We start from the raw sequence: 18,258 nt of genomic DNA on the forward strand, positions 1-18,258 counted from the left end.
TGCCAAGATCGCGGAACTATGGCGGCTTGAAGATCCAGATAATAATGGGGGTCTTCGGGTGGTCGCATCGAGTGTTTCGTTTCGCCACGGCATGGTTGCCGTCCTGCTCTGTTCCACCGCAATTGTTGCAGCGCAACCAGCGCAAGCGCAGCAATCGCAACCTCCCGAAACGCAGACTACTCCCGCCAGCAAGATAGATACCAAGCCCGTCGGCGCTCCGGAAAGCGGCGTCATCTATGTGACCGCGCAAAAGCGGGTCGAAAATCTTCAGGACGTGCCGATCGCCATCACGGCGCTCGGATCCGAAAAGCTCAAGGACCTTCAGGTCAAGGAGCTACAGGATGTCGTCAAGTTCCTGCCTTCGGTGACCATCCAGACCCTCCAGCCGGGTTTCAGCCAGGTCTACTTCCGCGGCGTGGCCTCTGGCGAGAACGCCAACCACTCCGGCCCGCTGCCGACGGTCGGCACTTACCTTGACGAAATGCCGATCACCACGATCCAGGGTGCTCTCGACATCCATGCCTACGACATTGCCCGGGTAGAGGCTCTGGCCGGTCCGCAGGGCACGCTCTACGGTGCCAGTTCGATGGCGGGCACCATCAAGATCGTGACCAACGCGCCGGATACCACCAGCACTTACGGCGCGGTCGACGGCGAAGTGAACACCGTTTCGCACGGCAGCATGGGCGGCGTGCTGCAAGGCTTCCTCAACTACAAGATCTCGGATTCGGTCGCCGCCCGTCTCGTCGGCTGGTATCGCCATGACGGCGGCTATATCGACAACATACACGGTACCCGCACATTCCCGGTCTCGGGCATCACGCAGGACAACGCCAACCTCGTCGAGGACAATTACAACGACGTCGATACATATGGCGGCCGTCTTGCCCTCGGCATCGATCTCGACGGCAACTGGACGCTGAAGCCCACGATCATGGGACAGGTCCAGAAAACCAACGGCAGCTTCGCGCAGGAACGCTCCAGCGCGGTCACCGGCAAGCTCCAGACCGTCCAGTACAACCCGGAGAAGAGCAAGGACGAGTGGATCCAGGCCGCCCTCACTATCGAGGGCAAGATCGGCAACTGGGATCTCACCGCTACTGGCGGCATCCTCAACCGCAAGGACTGGACCCAGTCCGACTATTCCGACTACGCCTATTTCTACGACGCGCTCTTCGGATCGGGCGCCTATCTCACGGACAATGCCGGTAACCTCATCAGCCCGAACCAGTACATCAAGGGCCAGGACACCTATCACCGGCAATTCGGCGAAGTGCGCATAAGTTCGCCGCAGAGCAATCCGCTGCGCTTCATCGGCGGGCTGTTTTACCAACGCCAGTCGCACCACATCGTGCAGAATTACATCATCGACGGTCTGGCGGACGATCTCAAGGTTCCGGGCACCCAAAGCGACATCTGGCTGACGCAGCAGAAACGCGTGGACCGTGACTATGCCGCATTCGGCGAACTGACGTACGACATCACCGACAAGCTGAGCGCCACCGGCGGTGTCCGCCTCTATCATTACAACAACTCGCTTGTCGGTTTTTATGGCTACAGCGCCGGCTTTTCGAGCAGCACGGGCGTTGCCTCCTGCTTCGCGGACGCCGTGGTCGCCGGTTCGCCCTGCACCAACCTCGACAAGTCGACTGCCAAGACGGACGCGATCTACAAGGCGAACCTCACGTACAAGATCACGCCCGATGCGCTCGTCTACGCCACCTGGTCGCGCGGGTTCCGCCCGGGCGGCATCAATCGGCGCGGCACGCTGCCGCCCTACAAGCCTGACCGGCTGGACAACTACGAACTCGGCTGGAAGACCATGTGGGGCCCGGTCCGTTTCAATGGCGCAGTTTACCAGCAGGACTGGAACGACATCCAGCTATCGTTCCTGGGCGCCAATGGCCTGACCGAGATCCGCAACGCCGGCGTCGCCCGGATCCGCGGCATCGAGTTCGATCTGGGTTACAACAAGAACGGCTTCTCGTTCGACCTGTCCGGCACTTACAACGATGCGACCATCCGCAAGGACTTCTGCCTGATCGCCAACAGTGCGTTCGACTGCACGCTGCCCGGCTCCGACGGGGCCGAGAACGCCCTGCTCGCCCCCAAGGGCACGCATTTGCCGATCACCGCCAAGTTCAAGGGCAATGCTGTCGCCCGCTACGAATTCCCGATCGGTGACTGGAACGCCCACATTCAGGCGGCTGCAAGCTACATCGGCAAGCGCCGCAGCGACCTGCGCACGCTGGAGAACCAGATCAAGGGCGAACTCGGCGCCTATACCACTGCCGACGTCAGCCTGGGCGTGGCCCGCGACGGCTACCGGGTGGAACTCTACGCCACCAATCTGTTCAACAGCAACGGCGTGGTCAATACCGGCGTCCAGTGCCTGGAGACGACGTGCGGCGATCCGGATGGAGTGTCCGGCACCGGCGGCGTGTTTTACGATTATGTCATCAGGCCGCGCGTGATCGGTATCAAATTCGGCGCAGATTTCTGATCCCCTCGTGCAGGTGACGGAAGAAAAGCCAACAGCCGGAGGCCCGGGCGGAAGTCTGGGCCTCGTGGCGGCCACGGCGCTGGTCATGGGCAACATGATCGGCTCCGGCGTGTTCCTGCTACCCGCCAGCCTTGCGCCGTTCGGATGGAACGGAGTGATCGGCTGGCTCATAACGATCAGCGGCGCGCTCGTGCTCGCCTATGTTCTCAGCCGCCTTACCCGCGCCCGTCCCGGAGCCGGTGGACCGGCGGGCTTCGTTACCGACGCCTTCGGACCGGCTGCCGGGTTCTTCATCAGCTGGATCTATCTGGTCTCGATCTGGACCTCGGTGGTCGCGATCGCGGTGGCCGCCGTCAGCTATCTGTCCAGCATCGTGCCCCTGCTCGGCGTGGGCGAGTACGTCCCGGCGATGGCCGCCATCGTACTGCTCTGGCTCATGGCATTCATCAACTTGCGCGGCGTGCGCGCGGCCGGTGAGTTCCAGATCGTCACTCTTGCTCTCAAGGTCTTGCCGCTCATCGTCGTCATCGTGATCGCGGCAGCCGTACTCGGAAGCGGACGCGCGCATGTGGCGCCTCCCGTTCCCGGCAGCATCGGTTTCGGCGCGATCAACGGCGCCGCCACGCTGACGCTCTGGGCCCTGCTCGGCTTCGAGAGCGCGAGCGTCGCGGCGGCCCGCGTGCGCAATCCTGAAGTGAACATCGCCCGCGCCACGCTCTGGGGCACGGGGCTTACCGGCATTCTCTACCTTCTGGTCTGCTCGGCGGTTGCGCTACTGCTGCCGGTGGAGCTTGCCGCGCATTCACCAGCCCCCTTCGCGACATTCGTCGCGCGCTTCTGGAATGCAGACGCAGCCACGTTCATCACGCTCTTTGCCGTCATCAGCTGCGTCGGCGCGCTCAACGGCTGGACCCTGCTCGAAGCCGAAATGGTGCGCGACATGGCGAACCGCCGCCTGCTCCCTGCATGGTTCGCTGAGACCGATGGACGCGGGGTCGCACGCCGCGCACTGCTGATCTCGACCGTGATCGCCAGCCTTTTTGCGGCGATGAACGCCAGCCGGTCGATGCAGGCGCTGTTCGAATATCTGCTGCTGCTATCGACCTCGGCAACGCTGTGGCTCTACCTTGCCTGCGCGCTGTCGGCGCTGCGATTGGGAGTTGCGCGCCCCGCTGCCATTCTGGGTGCTGTCTATGCGTTATGGACGCTCTGGGGGGCCGGGATCGGCGCGAGCGGGCTCAGCTTCGTGCTGATGGCGCTAGGCCTGCCGATCTGGCTCATGGTCCGGCGCCGAAACGCCGAGCAGCGCGTCTAGCCACGCCTCGACCAGTCCGGCCGCCTCTTCAGGCGTGAAGGGCGCCTTGCCCAGGCTGAGTTCGAGCCAGAGCCCATCGATCAGCGCGGTCAGGCCCACGCCGATCAGCCGGGTATCGGCCATGCCCGGTCGGCACGCGCGGATCAGCGCATCCATGCCGATCCGAAACTCGCCATAGATCTCCTCGTGGAGCGCGCCGATGCCGGAGTCCTGCGGCGTCATTGCCCAGAATGCCAGCCAGGTCGCCAGCAGTTCGGGATCCGCGATGGGCGGACGAAAGCTGGCAGCGAGATAGGCCAGCAGCCGCGCCCTCGGTTCTTCACCCGCCTCGGCCACGGCCTCTTCAAGCGCCCGTGCGACCCGGTTTCCCGTCCAGCGATAGGCTTCGGCAATCGCATCGGACACGCCGCCAAAATAGTGTCGCAACAGCCCCGGCGACACTCCTGCCATCCCGCAGATCGAACGGACCGAAGTCCCGCCCACACCATGCACCGCAAGGCACCGCGCCGTCGCCTCGATCAGGCTCTGCCGCCGCTCGTCGGGATCACCGCGCGTATAGGCCGGTGTGGAGGATTGCTTGGTAGTCATCGCGTTGTTATACGATCGTATAACAAGGAGTCGCCCATGGCAACGCAGCTCAGGGATTTCGCGGAAAACGATCCGCTCGATGGCTGGAGTCTGCCGGCCTGGACTTATTCCGATCCCGAATTCCTGGAGGTGGAGAAGGAGCGCGTCTTCGCCCCAAGCTGGCAGGTCGTCTGCCACGAGAGCGACGTGCCGAACGTGGGCGACTGGCACACGCTGGAGTATATCGGCGAAAGCGTGATCGTCGTGCGCGGCAATGACCGGCAATTGCGCGCCTTCACCAATGTCTGCCGCCATCGCGGATCGCGCGTCGTTGATGGAGCCAGCGGCTGCGCGAAGAAGCTGGTCTGCCCCTATCACGCCTGGGTCTACGATCTCGACGGCCGCCTTACCGGCGTGCCCGACAGCCAGAGCTATCCCGATTTCGACAAGGCCAGCCACGGCCTATCCCCGGTGGACATCGAAGTCTGGCGCGGCTTCATCTTCGTGCGCCTCGTAGATGATAGCGGGCCGACGGTCAGCCAGATGATGGCCCCCTACGAGGAGATGGTCGCCCCCTATCGCTTTGAGGATCTGAAGGCCCTCGGCCGCGTCACCATGCGCGCGCGCGAGGTGAACTGGAAGAACGTGGGCGACAACTATTCGGATGGGCTGCACATCCCCGTCGCCCATCCCGGCCTCACCCGCCTGTTCGGCCGCAGCTACGGCGTGGAAGCGGAGCGCCATGTCGACCGCATGTGGGGCGATCTGATGGATGCGCCCTCGTCCAACTGGTCCGAACGCATGTACCAGCGACTGCTGCCGCCGGTACCGCACCTGCCCGAGGATCGGCAGCGCCATTGGCTCTATTTCAAGCTCTGGCCGTGCGTCGCCTTCGACATCTATCCGGATCAGGTCGATTTCATGCAATGGCTGCCCACCGGGCCGGAAACCTGCATGATCCGCGAGATCAGCTACGTCTTGCCTGATGACCGCCGGGAGATGCGCGCCGCGCGCTATCTCAACTGGCGCATCAACCGGCAAGTCAATGCCGAGGATACGCAGCTCATCACCCGCGTGCAGGCGGGCATGGCCTCTCGCACATTCTCGGTCGGGCCGCTGTCCAACAAGGAAGTCTGCCTGCGCCACTTCTGCAAGCGCATCCGCGAACTGATCCCAGAGGCCCGCCAGAACGAGCGGCCCGCATCCGGCTGGAGCCAAAAATGACCCAGAAATACGATGCTGTAATTATCGGCGGTGGCCACAACGGCCTCGTCTGCGCGTTTTACCTTGCCCGCGCGGGGCTGAAGGTCCGCATTCTGGAGCGCCGCGACGTGGTCGGCGGCGCGGCGGTCACCGAAGAATTCCACCCCGGCTTCCGCAATTCGGTGGCCAGCTATACCGTCAGCCTGCTCCAGCCCAAGGTCATCGCCGACATGCGGCTGGCCGACTATGGCTACCGCGTGATCGAGCGGCCGATCTCCAACCTGCTGCCGCAGGAAGACGGTGGCTACCTCAAGTTGGGCGGCGGGCTGGAACGCACGCAAGCGGAGTTCCGCCGCTTTTCCAAGCACGATGCCGAAGTGCTGCCCGCCTATTACGATTCGTTGGAAGTCGTGGCCGAAGTCCTGCGCGATCTGGCGCTGAAATCGCCGCCCAACGCTGGCGACGGCTGGCGCGGACTGATCGACGCAGCGCTTCAGGGCCGCAAGCTGGCGGGCCTTTCCATCGAGGCGCAGCGCGATGTGCTGGACCTCTTCACCAAATCCGCGCGCGGGCTGCTGGACGGCTGGTTCGAGAGCGAGGCGGTCAAGGCCGCGTTCGGTTTCGACGCCGTGGTCGGCAACTATGCCTCGCCCGATACGCCGGGCAGCGCTTACGTGCTGCTCCATCACGTCTTCGGCGAAGTGAACGGCAAGAAGGGCGCATGGGGCCACTCGGTGGGCGGCATGGGCAATATCACCCGCATCATGGGCGAAGTCTGCCGCAAGCTGGGCGTGGAGATCAGCCTGGAAAGCCCGGTGGATCAGGTCCTCGTCGATGGCGACAAGGTGACCGGCGTGCGGCTTGAAAGCGGCGAAGAAATTGCCGCCACCCGCGTGATCGCCAATGTCGGACCCAAGCTGCTCTATGGCAAGATGATCGCGCAAAGCGACCTCGCCCCCGATTTCCAGCGCCGCATGAAAAGCTTCAAGACCGGCAGCGGCACCTTCCGCATGAACGTGGCACTGTCCGAACTGCCCAAGTTCACCTGCCTGCCCGAGCCGGGCGAACATCACCAGTCCGGCATCATCATCGCGCCGACGCTGGACTACATGGACCGGGCCTTCCTCGACGCGAAGACCTATGGCTGGTCGAAGAAGCCGATCGTGGAGATGCTGATCCCCTCGACCGTGGACGACAGCCTCGCGCCCGAAGGCCAGCATGTCGCCAGCCTGTTCTGCCAGCAGTTCGCACCGGAACTGCCGGACGGCCGGGACTGGGATGCGGAGGAAGACAAGGCGGCAGACACCATCATCGACACGGTGGAGGAATACGCACCGGGCTTCCGCGCCTCGATACTTGGCCGGCAGGTACTCAGCCCCAAGGGGCTGGAACGCAAGTTCGGCCTGGTCGGCGGAGACATCATGCACGGCAACCTGACGCTCGACCAGATGTGGTCGGCACGGCCGGTGCTCGGCCATGGCAGCTATCGCGGGCCGATCAAAGGGCTCTACATGTGCGGCTCGGGCAGCCACCCGGGCGGCGGCGTGACCGGCGCGCCGGGCCACAACTGCGCGCACGAGGTGATCGCCGACAAGGGCCGTTTCGGACGCTTCAGGACCTGAAACCGGGCGCTTCATCCCTTCGAGCGGGCAACCCACCGAAATCACGCTGGGCATAGCGGATAAAACCGTCCTGAGGTCCGGTTACGGGAAATCGGCACCTTTCGCGGCAAGCGGAGGGCCGATTTCCGGACCGGTGCCAAGAACGGCCGGGTCGCCAAGAACGGGAAGACCGCTTGACCAGCACTTTGATTGCCGACTCCTCACGCAAGTCTGCTGCGATCTCCATCGCGCGCGTCATCTGCATCCTGGGCGTGGTCTATGTCCACGCCTGGACGGGCCTGACCGGCTATGACCTGCAACTGGCCCGCGGCACCCCGCAGGACGATTTCCGCTGGGTGCTCATGGACGTGTTCGGACGCAGCGCCGTGCCGCTGCTCGGGCTGATCTCGGGCTGGCTGGTCGCATCGTCGAGCCGCACGCGTGACTGGCCCACGCATGTCGCCCGCAAGGCGCGGACGATCCTGCTGCCAATGGTCCTGTGGAACGCCCTCGCCCTGCTGCTGGTATCCGGGACGGCATGGTTGCTGAACCTGCCCGCGCCAACGCCGCATTCGTTCGACTGGGTGTTCGAGGAATTGTTCGTGGCCAGCCGCAACCCCGACATCAACGTACAGATGCCGTTCCTGCGAGACCTCTTCGTTTGCATGCTGGCCGCGCCTTGGCTGGTGCGGCTTGCGAACCCATGGCTGGTGGCAATCACTTCGATCGCCGCCGTTTGCCAGATCGTCGGCATCGGCGCGCCGGTGGTGATGCGGGCTTCGATCCCGTTCTTTTTCGTGCTGGGCATTCTCGCCCGGCGCGAGAATTTCGCCGACCGAGTGGCCTCATGGCCCCTGCCGGTGGCACTTCTGCCATTCGCGAGCCTGATGGCGCTGCAGCTCTTTTTGACGCTTCGGTACGGCATGCAGCCGGACAATGCCGCCAGCGCAACGCTGGATCTGGCGATCAGACTGACGGCGGCCACGGCTTACTGGCGCCTGGCCTGGGCTCTTTCGGCCAGCCCGTTGAAGGCCCCCTTGCTGCGGATCGAACCTTTTGCCTTCTTCCTGTTCTGCTCGCACCTGATCCTGATCTGGCTGGGCGGCCCGCTGCTTGGCGCGTTGTTCGGCAAGCTCGGTTCGCCACTCTATCCCTACTTCTTGCTGGCTCAGCCGTTCATCGTGTTGCTGGCGGTCGTGGCGCTTGGAACCGCACTGGTCCGCGCAGCGCCCGGACCGGCGAAAGTGCTGAGCGGAGGACGGCTGGCAGCGGCCTGAGGCCGCTATTCCTCGACCGTCCCCGCCTTCATCACATGCGAGACATGCTCCAGCACGCTCACATCGCGCAAGGGATCGCCTTCGACCGCGATCATGTCGGCAAACTTGCCGGGCGCGATCGAGCCCAGTTCGCTTTCGTGACCGATCAGCTTCGCCGCATCGATCGTCGCCGCCTTGATCGCCTGCATCGGTGTCATGCCGTACTTCACCATATAGGCGAACTGGCGCGCATTGAGACCGTGCGGATAGACCCCCGCATCGGTGCCAAAGGCTAGCTTGACCCCCATCTTCACCGCCTTCGCGAAGCCGTCGCGCTGGATCTGCGTGGTCTCGCGGTTCTTGCGCAAGTATTCGGCGGGCCAGCCCTCCTTGGTGCCCTGCTGATCGATCCAATCCCCGTCGTAGATATCCATGACCAGCCAGACATCGGCATCCTTGGCCATCTTCAGGCCCTCGTCATCGATCAGGCTGGCGTGCTCCACCGAATGCACGCCGGAACGGATCGCCGCCTTGATACCCTCCGCGCCGTGGGCATGGGCCGTGGCGTAGGAGTGATGCTCTTTCGCCACGGCAACGACCGCGCGCATCTCGTCCTCGGTCAATTCCACCTGTCCCGGCTCGGTACCGATGGCGAGGACCGCGCCGGTGGCGATCATCTTGATGAAGTCGGCCCCATGCTCGAACAGGAATTCGGTCTTCTCATGCGCTTCCTGCGGGTTGCGGATCACGCCGTAGCGCATGTCCGCCGGAAGCTGGTCGTTCGGGACCACCCCGTTAAGCTCACCCCCGCCGCCCGGCTTGGTGATATAGGCACCGGCCACGAACATGCGCGGTCCGGGGACGTCACCCGCGGCAATGGCGTCGCGCAAGGCCACGTCGGTAAGCCCGCGATAGGTGCCGACATCGCGGACGGTGGTGAAGCCGGCGTCGAGCGTCACTTTGGCATTGTGTGCCCCGATCAGCGCGGTCAGCTGGGGAGAGGTCTTGAGCGGCGCGGCGACATCGGCGCTTTGCCCGGTATCGGCAAGGTGGGTGTGCAGATCGATGAGGCCGGGCAGCACCGTATAGGCCGACCAGTCCACCTCCTGCGCGCCCGAAGGTGTCTTGCCGCAGGCCTCCACGCGGATGACGCGGCCGTCGGTCACCAGCACACACTGCCCGGTGCGCGTGGTGCCATAGTCCACATCGATCAGTCGTCCCGCACGGACATAAAGCGTTGCCGCCGAAGCGGGCGCGGCCAGCGCGCCCGCCAGGATTGCCGCGAGAAAAGCCCCCTGCTTCACCCGCTTCCGTTCCGCCCCCATGATTCTCACTTTCCAGCCAGATCCTTGTACATCGACAGGTAATAAGTGATGCCCGGCCGGATATTGAGCAGCGGAATCCGCTCATTGAGGCCGTGCGAGAATTCGTCCGAGTCCTTGATCATCGAGGCGGCAGCGCCGTAGCTCGGCACGCCGAGCGCACGGTACCACATCGAATCCGAGGCACCCGACGCTTGCGAAGGGATCAGCGGCACCGGGCCCCAGGCCGCTGTCACGGCCTTGCGCGCGGCAGCGACGAAATCGGGTCGCATCGGCGAGGCCGGGGCCATCGTGGAATCGTCGCCCGTCACGTCCGAGAACTTTGCGGCGGGCATGGCGGCCACTTTCGCCAATTCGGCCATGATCTCTTCCCGCGTGTGACCCGGGAAGATGCGGCAGTTGATATTGGCACTCGCCCGCTGCGGCAGGGCGTTGCGGGCATGACCGCCGGACAGCATGGTCGGCACGCAGGTCGTGCTGACGCGGCCCACGCTGGCGGGATCGGCGCGCAGCACTTCCAGCGCGGCGGGGTCGTTCGGATTGGCGGCGAAGTCGCGCATCGCCTTGGCCTTCTTCGGATCGGCCTCCAGCTTCGACGCCTCGGTCCAGTAAGCGCGGGTCACGTCGTTGAGTTCGGGCTTGAACTTGTAGGCGCCGATCCGCACCAGCGCTTCGGAAAGCTGCACGATCGCATTGTCCGGACGCGGGGCCGAGCTGTGGCCGCCGGGATTGGTGACAGTGATCTCGTAATCGATGTAGGTCTTCTCGGCACCCTGCCAGGTCCAGAACAGCGGCTTGCCGGTCTCTTCGGACAGTGTGCCCGAAGCCCCATCGACATTGAGCACGAGTTCGGCGTTCTTCAGCCGCTCGGCGATCAGCTTGGAGGTCGCCATCGAGGTTTCCTCGTCACCCGAATAGGCGATGACGAGCGTGCGCTTCGGTTTGAAACCTTGCTTGCGCAGTTCGATCATCGATTCCATCGCCAGCACCGCTTCGAACTTGGTGTCGCTGGCGCCGCGGCCGTAGAGGTATCCGTTCTCCACCACCGGGGTGAAGGGATCACGCTCCCAGTCGGCAGGCTTGGCTTCGACCACGTCCATGTGCGCGGAGACGACCAGCGGCTTCAGCGACGGGTCGCTGCCCTTCCAGGTGGCGATGAGATAGGCGGTGTCCTTGTAGGGGACGATATCGATGTCACTGGCATCCCAGCCGGCTTCGATCAGGCGCTGCTTGAACAGTGCGGCGACTTGCGGGGTCTGGTTACCCTCGCCTTCCACGGAGCGCAGGGCGATGGCCTTCTTGGCCATGTCGAGCACATGCGCCTCGGCATCGGGATAAGCCGTCGGCGCGGCCTGAACGGAAGACGCGGAAAGCACGATGGCGGCGAGCGACGCCGCCGGAAGAAGGATATGCCTCATGGAAATTGCCCTGCCCTGAAATGCGATTCGCCCGAAGGTTCTGGTTCATCGAAGCCAAAGAGAATCGGCCCCAATGTCAGCACTCTGTCGCATTCGCAGGAGCGGCGCACCTGTTTTGGTGCGCCGCTAAAAATTCAGGCGCTCTCAGGCAATATCAAGTGCTCCGGTCAGGTCCCCCGGCGCCACGCCGCTGGCAGCGACCATGGCATCTTCACGCATTTTCAGGCCGGAAAGCTTCTCCAGTCCAAAGCGGCGGGTGAGAAAGCGAGAGATCGATCCGGTGTCGTAGATCGTATGGTCAACCACGCCCTTTTTGGCGTGGGGTGAGACGATCACGGCCGGAATGCGCGTGCCCGGACCCCATCGGTCGCCCTTCGGCGGGGAGACATGATCCCACCAGCCGCCGTTTTCGTCGAAAGTGATGACGATCAGCATCTTCTCCCACTGCGGGCTGGCACGCAGGGCATCGACCACGGCGGCGATATGCCGGTCACCTGAATCGATGTCCGAGTAGCCCGCATGCATGTTGAGGTTGCCCTGCGGCTTGTAATAGCTGACCGCCGGAAGCTTGCCCGCGCCGGCATCCGCCAGAAAGCGGTTGGTACGGGCGGTATCACCCTCACCGCCGTCGCGCAGGTGCCGTGCCCGGTCGGCCGTGCCGGGGGCGAAGCGGCCGTAGTAGTTGAACGGCTGGTGATGCGGCTGGAAATTGGGGCGCGAAGGGAACGAGGCGTCGTTCATCTTTCCCTCAAGCGCCGTATTCCACCCGCCAGCATACCACGCCCATTCGACACCCTTTGCCGAGAGCATGTCACCGATCGTCTTGTGCTGCTGCGGCACCAGCGTGTTGGCGCTGGCGGCATTGGCGAAGCCGGGCTTATCCGGATCCAATTCGTACGTCGGCGCATAGGGCGGCAGCATCGTGTTGACCGCCCAGAAATCGGGCGAGAGCGTGCTCGGCCCGAACACCGCCGGCCCGTCCAGAGCGCTCGGCGCGGTCTTGGGATCGAGCTTGAGGCGCGTGCCCTTGGGATCGTCCCCTTCAAGATGGGCGATGCGCTTGGCGGCCGGGCTCTTGTCGGCATCCGGGTAGAACGGCGGCTGCGCGCAGATCAGGTACTGGTGGTTGAGGAACGATCCTCCGAACGCACCCATGAAGAAGTTGTCGCAGAGCGTGAACTCGCGTGCCAGCTGCCAGAGGCGAAGCTGGGCGCGGGTGTCGCCATAGTGCCCCATGACCAGCGCGCCGCTGTCCCCAAAGGCAACGAAATGATCATTGGCGCCGCCGTTGATCTGCATCTGGTTGTGGTAGAATGCATGGACGAGGTCCCGCGTCACCAGCCCGTGCGGAAGCGGATCGCCGTCGGGCGTCTTGAGCGCGAAGGCGCCATTGGGGATCGGGCCGAGATCGTCCGGCCCGATCTGGTACTCGGTATGCTGGACCACCTGCTTCGACGGCACCAGACCTTCCCAGACTTTCGGCAGCCGCTCCAGCACCTTGCCGTCACGGTCCCGCTGGCGGGTGCGTTCGGGCGGAATCGCAGCGAGCGGCTGCTCCAGCCCGGGGAAGTCCGCGAAAAGGTTGTTGAAACTGCGGTTCTCAGCGAAGATCACCACGACCGTATCGATCGCCTCACGCAGCTTCGCATCGCTGACCGGGCGCGGGGAGGACGCCTTCGCGGGCCGGGCCTCGGCGCTTTCGGTAGGCGCGCCTGCAACGGCAACCGCCCCGATTGCGGCGGCAAGACCGCCCAGGAAATCGCGGCGGTCGGGATTGCCGGACATGGCTTCGCCGGAACCGGAGGTGGGATCGGAATCAGAATCGGACATGGGCGGGGGGAATCCTTGCGGAATTAGGAAACCGGCACTCTCTGCGGCGGCAACGCCCCTTGCGTCAACCGTTCCGAACCCGGTTTGGCGCGGGTTCAGGGAAAGATCTCAGGTCTTTGTGAAGACCCGATCGCCCCACTTCACGGCCAATGTGGTGCTGTCCGTATTGGCGGTTGTGCGCTCGGCGATGGTGGACATGAAGTGCCAGGTGCCGCGCACCTGATCGGGCCGCACGTCAAGCGAGACATAGCCCCGGCGGTGGACATCGGCGAAGACCAGTTCCGGATTGGCCCCCCGCAACGCGGCGGATAGCGTGTCGGGCTTGGCCAGCGGCAGGTATTCCTCGTACCCCGGCGAAGTGACCGACTGCCCTGCATATTCCACGCCGACCGCCGTCCCGCCGCTCGAAAGCTCGTTGCCCCAGGCATTGTGACTGTCGCCCGAAAGCACGACGAGATTGCAGTCCGCCTCGCGCGCCGCCTTGAGCAGGCGTTCGCGCGCAGCCGGATAGCCGTCCCACGAATCCATGTTGAACGGCAGGCCCACTTTCGCGGCAGCCGAAATTGCCATGAGCTGGCGGCGAATCCTGGCATCGCCCTTGGCGGGAACGAAATCGGCCAGCGCCTGCGGCGCCTTGAGCATGCCCATCACGACTTGCTGGGCAAGGATCTGCCACCACGTGCCCGCCTTGGTCGACGCAGCGAAGCTCTTGTAGAGCCAGTCCTCCTGCGCGGCGCCCATCAGGGTGCGGTCGGCCGACATCCACGGCCCATCACGGAAAGCGAGCAGCGCCTTGCCGACATCCCCACCCTTGAAGGCCGAGCCGAGATCGAGTTGCTTCATCCGCTGCGTCACCCGCGTCTCGGGACGGAAGATCGTTGCCAGCGAGCCGATCTGATAGCTGCCCCAGTCGGCATCGGAAACCGGCAGCCATTCGCGATAGGCCTTCTCGGCCGCCGCCTTGCGCACCGCCCACGAGCCCTCCGTTTTGGGCTGATGGTTCTCCGCCCCATCCTTGTAGGCATCGTTGGCAAACTCGTGATCGTCCCACTGCGCGATCATCGGGAACCGGCGGTGCAGCGCCCGCAGATCGGGATCGAGGCGATAACTCGCATAACGCAGGCGATAGTCGGCCAGCGTGACGATCTCGTTCGCCGGCTCGATCGGACGGCCCGCCAGCGGATGCTCGGGATATTGGCCGAGCTTGTACTCGTAGATGTAGTCGCCGATGTGGACGATCAGGTCGAGATCGTCACGCTCGGCGGCATGGGCATAGGCGTTGAACCAGCCGAACGGCATGTTCGAGCAGGAGAACAGGCCGATGCCGAAACGCTCAACCTCACCCACCGGCAAAGTTCGGGTGCGGCCAACTTCACTCATGGTGCCATCGGGCGCGATGAAGCGGTAGAAGTACCACTTGCCCGGCTGGAGCCCCGCGACGACCAGCTTGGCGCAGTTGTCGCGGGCGGGCGAGGCCACGACGTCACCTCCGCTGGCGACTTTACGGAAAGCGTCGTCTTCCGCCACCTCGCAGCGCAGCTTCGTCTCCCCGCTGCCGACGTAGCGCGTCCACAGCAGGACCGAGTCCGCCGCCGGTTCACCGCTGGCGACACCATGCGTAAAGCCGCGCGCGGTGAGCACTTGCGCAAGACCCGGTGTAGAAAGCGCGGCAAGGCCAAGAGCGCCTGCCTTGATCAGCAGGCGGCGGTCGAGAGCGAGCGTCATGGGTCCTGTTTCCCGTTTACGAAGGTTCAGTAACGCACAGTCAGTTCGATGCCGTAAGTACGCGGCTCTGCGGGAATGAAGGTCGGATGCCCGAACGAGCCGCCCGTATTTCCCGCGTCCAATAGGTACTTCTCGTTACCCAGATTGCGTGCATAGCCGGCCACTTGCAAGCGGTTGTCCATGAACGAGACGCCGCCGCGCACGTTGACCAGCGTTACCGCGTCCTGGCTGATCGCTTCGCTGTTGGGGACTTCGAAGTAGATCTTGCTGCGATAGGTCACGCTGGGCGTCAGGAACACGCTGGTGTTCTGGGTGACGGGGACATTGAGATTGAGGCCCGCCGCCCACTGCCACTTGGGCTGGAGGCGGAACTGGTTACCGGCGTAGATGCCGTTGGCTTCCTTGTCGTCGATGCCGCCGCTGATGAAGCCGACGTTGCCGAACGCGCTCAGCCAGTCGGTGAACTTCGCTTCCAGTTCGGCCTCGACGCCGATGTTGGTGGCAGAGCCCGCGCTTTCCGTGCGGGCGACGCCGGTCGTGGCATCGATCACGTCGACCTGGAAATTGCTGTAATCGTCATAATAGACGCCCAGCGAGCCCGAGAAGATGCCCGCCGAGCCCTTGATGCCGACTTCGTAGTTCCAGACCGTCTCGGCCTCGATCAGGTTCAGATCCGCGACGGGCCCGGTAGCGGCTGAAAGCTGCACCACCGGCGAACGGCGCCCCTCCGAAATCGTCGCGTAGAGATTGACGTTGGAGTTGAGGTGCCAGAGCGCGTTGAAGCGCGGCAGCACGGCGGCGTAGGAGCGCTGCGCATAGAACGTCTGCCCGCCGGTATCGACCAGCGGCAGCAGCGGCTGGCCGTATAGCGGCGCCGCAGGCTGGTTGGCGGCATAGCCCGAGCGGCGCTTCTCGATCAGCACGCGCGCACCGGCGGTGAGTTCGACGGCTGGAACCGGCTTGAACGCCACGTCGCCGAACATCGACCACGACTGGTTGCGCCCCTTGTTCTCGTACCAGCTCGAATAGGGCAGCTGCCTGACCAGTCCCCGGCTGGCGAGATAGGTTGCCGCCGATGCCGTAACCGTGTTGTCTGCCGAGACGCAGCCAAGGCCCGGAATGATGTTCGCGGTGCATTGCAGATAGGTGCCGACTTCCGAGGAGAACGGCACGTACTGGTAGCTGTCCTCGATGAAATAGTTCCACCCGAACGAGGCGCGCCACTGGTCGTCGCTGTAGGTAAAGCGGCTCTCGTGGCTGGCCTGCCAGCCCTTGGCGTGTTCGGCGAATTCAAGATACCAGGCGGCCGAGCCATCGGCGTCGAAGACTTCCAGCGCATCGAAGTGGCGGTAGCCGTTGACGGTGGTGAAGTTCCAGCCGTCCGCGAAATCCCAGCTTGCCGTGAGGTTCGCATCGTAGACGTCGCGGTGGAGGCCCAGCTTGTCGCTGCCCAGAACTTCGGCCGAATAGGGCGAACCGCCGAGATAGGCTGGGCCGTACAGTCCGTCGACCGAAGTCGAGCCGAGGTCCTTCGACAGGAAGGGCGTGCCCGAATTGCGCTGGCGATCGTACGTGAAGATGAGATCGGCAGTGAAGTCGCTGGTCGGCGTGAAGCGCAGCGATCCGCGCAGGCCGAGTTGATCCTGCGCGTAGAGATCGTCCTGATCGGGAGCGAGGTTCTTCACATAGCCGTCACGCTTCTTCCACTGCCAAGCGATACGCCCGGCAAGAACGTCGTTGCCGGCATTGACGAAGCCTTCCAGCCGATAGGCGTCGAGGTTGCCGTAAGCGCCGGTGACTTGCGCCGAGAGGCCCGGCTGGGGTCTGGCCGAAACAAGGCTGATCGCGCCAATGGCGGCGGCCGTACCGAACAACGTTGCCTGCGGGCCCTTGACCACTTCGATGCGGTCGAGATCGAAGTTCCCCTGATAGGCCCCGCGCGAGCGCGAGATATCGATGCCGTTGTAATAGAGCGTGACGCGCGGCCCTTCCTGCGCCGAGCCGCTGTCCGAAGTGATGCCGCGAATCACGAAGCCGGGATTGTTGGCGCTCTGGATCTGGATGTTGAGGCCGGGAACATAGGCCGAAAGCTCGCCCATATCGGTAACGCCCAGTTGGCGCATGCGCTCACCGGTGATGGCCGAAAGTGTGATCGGCACATCGACTGCGCGCTGGGCGATCTTCTGCGCGGTAACGACGATCTGGTTGGAATCGGACGTAGCGGAGGAGCTATTCGCGGCTGCATCGGCCTCTTCGGCAAAGGCCGTGCCGGGCGTACCGGCAAGCGTGGTGCCCGCCATCAAAGCTGCGACGCAAGCTGCGAATTTCATTGCCGTTTCCCTGTACCCCATTCTGCCGTTGCCCCGGCGTTAGCGGCTGGAAATGAAGCTTCAATGGCGATCTGCCATGCAGAGTGGATCGCGCACCTATGGTGCACGATCCCGATTGCTGCCGATCTGCGCCTCCTTTCGCGCACAAGGCTTGTAATTGCGATTGATTATCATTAGCGAATGAAGCGACATCGCAATCCGGGAGAGAATCGTGAGCAAGCCGCCTGCCCCCATGGCCGTTCTCGCCGCGGGGTGATCGTCCGCCTCGATATCCGCTGGTCAAGGAGCCCCCACCATGCAGCCTATCCTGGGTATCACAGCCTTGCTCTCGATGCTTTCTGCGGATCCGTTCGACGCGGCGCCGTGGGCTCTGCCGCGTTCGGATATGCAGGAAATTCCTGCCCCCGACGGTCACCTCTACCGCATTCTGGTCTCGTGGCCCGAAGGTGAGCCGCCCGCACAAGGCTGGCCCGTGCTCTGGCTGCTTGGTGGCGAGGACGATTTCGCGATTGCCACAATGACTGCCCGCCGTCTCGCGCGGAGCGAGGGCATCGCGGAAGGCATGATCGTCACCATCGAATCCGGCCCGCTGGAGCGCCGCATCGCCGATTACACCCCTGCGGTGCCGGGCTACGCGATCCCCAAGGGCTTTCCCGCTAGCGGCGTCCCAACCGGTGGCGCGGAGCGTTTCCTCGATCTAATCGAAGAGACGTTCCGCCCACTGGTCGAGGGACGCTGGCACCTCGATCCCGCGCAGCAAACGCTTGCCGGGCACAACTTCGGCGGCCTGCTGGCGTTGCACAGCCTGTTTACGAGACGCTGCTATTCGACAATCGTCGCGGTGAACCCGTCACTCTGGTTCGGCGGCGGCATGCTGGAGGCGCAGGAGCGCAAGGCCGATCCCACGCTGAAGACCCGCCTGTTGATCGCCAGCGGTACTGCCGAACGCGGTCCTGACGGATGCAGCGGCGCCGCGGGAGAGGCGCTGGTCGCTCGCTGGCAGAACCGCGGGGCACAGGCCCGATATCTGGCACTTCGGGGCCGGGGCCACGGCTCCCCCATGTTCGCGACGATGACCGCAACGGTCGCCACGGCCTTTGCCGGCTGACGCTGTAACGCCTGAAGATCCCCGTACATCGAGGCTGCTGATCGCCGCTCCGTTTGGCAAGCGGCGAAGGTTGTTGTATG

At 64.1% G+C, this 18,258-nt stretch carries 12 protein-coding genes; 6 read left to right on the plus strand and 6 right to left on the minus strand.

Annotated features, from left to right (window positions below):
• Positions 1–91 precede the first annotated feature (91 nt).
• Positions 92–2,503 carry a TonB-dependent receptor gene (locus AC1VVM_RS12570; protein ID WP_482905100.1) on the plus strand — a complete coding sequence of 804 codons (2,412 nt, stop codon included), beginning with the start codon at positions 92–94 and terminating at the stop codon, positions 2,501–2,503.
• Positions 2,504–2,588: 85 nt separating this feature from the next.
• Positions 2,589–3,818, plus strand: coding sequence for an amino acid permease (locus AC1VVM_RS12575; protein WP_482956350.1), 1,230 nt, complete (start codon positions 2,589–2,591; stop codon positions 3,816–3,818).
• Here the strand turns inward: AC1VVM_RS12575 and AC1VVM_RS12580 are convergent.
• Positions 3,762–4,406: a TetR family transcriptional regulator C-terminal domain-containing protein gene (locus tag AC1VVM_RS12580; RefSeq protein WP_482955117.1), complete on the minus strand. Its 645-nt coding sequence runs from the start codon at positions 4,404–4,406 to the stop codon at positions 3,762–3,764. The genes AC1VVM_RS12575 and AC1VVM_RS12580 overlap by 57 nt on opposite strands.
• A gap of 36 nt (positions 4,407–4,442) precedes the next feature.
• Between AC1VVM_RS12580 and AC1VVM_RS12585 the strand changes: the two genes are divergently transcribed.
• From AC1VVM_RS12585 to AC1VVM_RS12595, 3 genes are all read left to right on the plus strand, one after another.
• Positions 4,443–5,609 (plus strand): aromatic ring-hydroxylating oxygenase subunit alpha, encoded by a 1,167-nt coding sequence (locus tag AC1VVM_RS12585; protein WP_482904192.1) that lies wholly within the window; start codon positions 4,443–4,445, stop codon positions 5,607–5,609.
• Positions 5,606–7,210 (plus strand): phytoene desaturase family protein, encoded by a 1,605-nt coding sequence (locus tag AC1VVM_RS12590; protein WP_482955118.1) that lies wholly within the window; start codon positions 5,606–5,608, stop codon positions 7,208–7,210. The genes AC1VVM_RS12585 and AC1VVM_RS12590 overlap by 4 nt, the downstream gene beginning before the upstream one ends.
• A 173-nt stretch (positions 7,211–7,383) precedes the next feature.
• Entirely contained in the window at positions 7,384–8,466 is a 1,083-nt protein-coding gene (locus tag AC1VVM_RS12595; RefSeq protein WP_482955119.1) for an acyltransferase family protein, read from the plus strand.
• A 5-nt stretch (positions 8,467–8,471) separates the two neighbouring features.
• Here AC1VVM_RS12595 and AC1VVM_RS12600 read toward each other — a convergent pair whose 3' ends face one another.
• The 5 genes from AC1VVM_RS12600 to AC1VVM_RS12620 all read right to left on the minus strand — a co-directional run bounded on the left by AC1VVM_RS12600 (position 8,472) and on the right by AC1VVM_RS12620 (position 17,070).
• Entirely contained in the window at positions 8,472–9,770 is a 1,299-nt protein-coding gene (locus AC1VVM_RS12600; RefSeq protein ID WP_482904195.1) for a Xaa-Pro dipeptidase, read from the minus strand.
• Between the two features lie 5 nt (positions 9,771–9,775).
• Positions 9,776–11,185, minus strand: coding sequence for a M20/M25/M40 family metallo-hydrolase (locus tag AC1VVM_RS12605; RefSeq protein WP_482904196.1), 1,410 nt, complete (start codon positions 11,183–11,185; stop codon positions 9,776–9,778).
• Positions 11,186–11,329: 144 nt separating this feature from the next.
• On the minus strand, positions 11,330–13,015 hold the full coding sequence (acpA, locus tag AC1VVM_RS12610; protein WP_482904197.1) for an acid phosphatase: 1,686 nt from the start codon (positions 13,013–13,015) through the stop codon (positions 11,330–11,332).
• 108 nt (positions 13,016–13,123) lie between these two features.
• A complete protein-coding gene (locus tag AC1VVM_RS12615; RefSeq protein WP_482955120.1) occupies positions 13,124–14,740 on the minus strand; it encodes an alkaline phosphatase D family protein in 1,617 nt (538 codons plus the stop codon).
• A 26-nt stretch (positions 14,741–14,766) separates the two neighbouring features.
• Positions 14,767–17,070, minus strand: a complete 2,304-nt coding sequence (locus tag AC1VVM_RS12620) for a TonB-dependent receptor (RefSeq protein WP_482955121.1) — start codon at positions 17,068–17,070, stop codon at positions 14,767–14,769.
• 295 nt (positions 17,071–17,365) lie between these two features.
• Here AC1VVM_RS12620 and AC1VVM_RS12625 point away from each other — a divergent pair, with 295 nt between their 5' ends.
• Positions 17,366–18,178 carry an alpha/beta hydrolase gene (locus AC1VVM_RS12625; RefSeq protein WP_482904200.1) on the plus strand — a complete coding sequence of 271 codons (813 nt, stop codon included), beginning with the start codon at positions 17,366–17,368 and terminating at the stop codon, positions 18,176–18,178.
• Positions 18,179–18,258 lie beyond the last annotated feature (80 nt).

Source organism: Novosphingobium sp. BL-S-33, assembly GCF_056857025.1.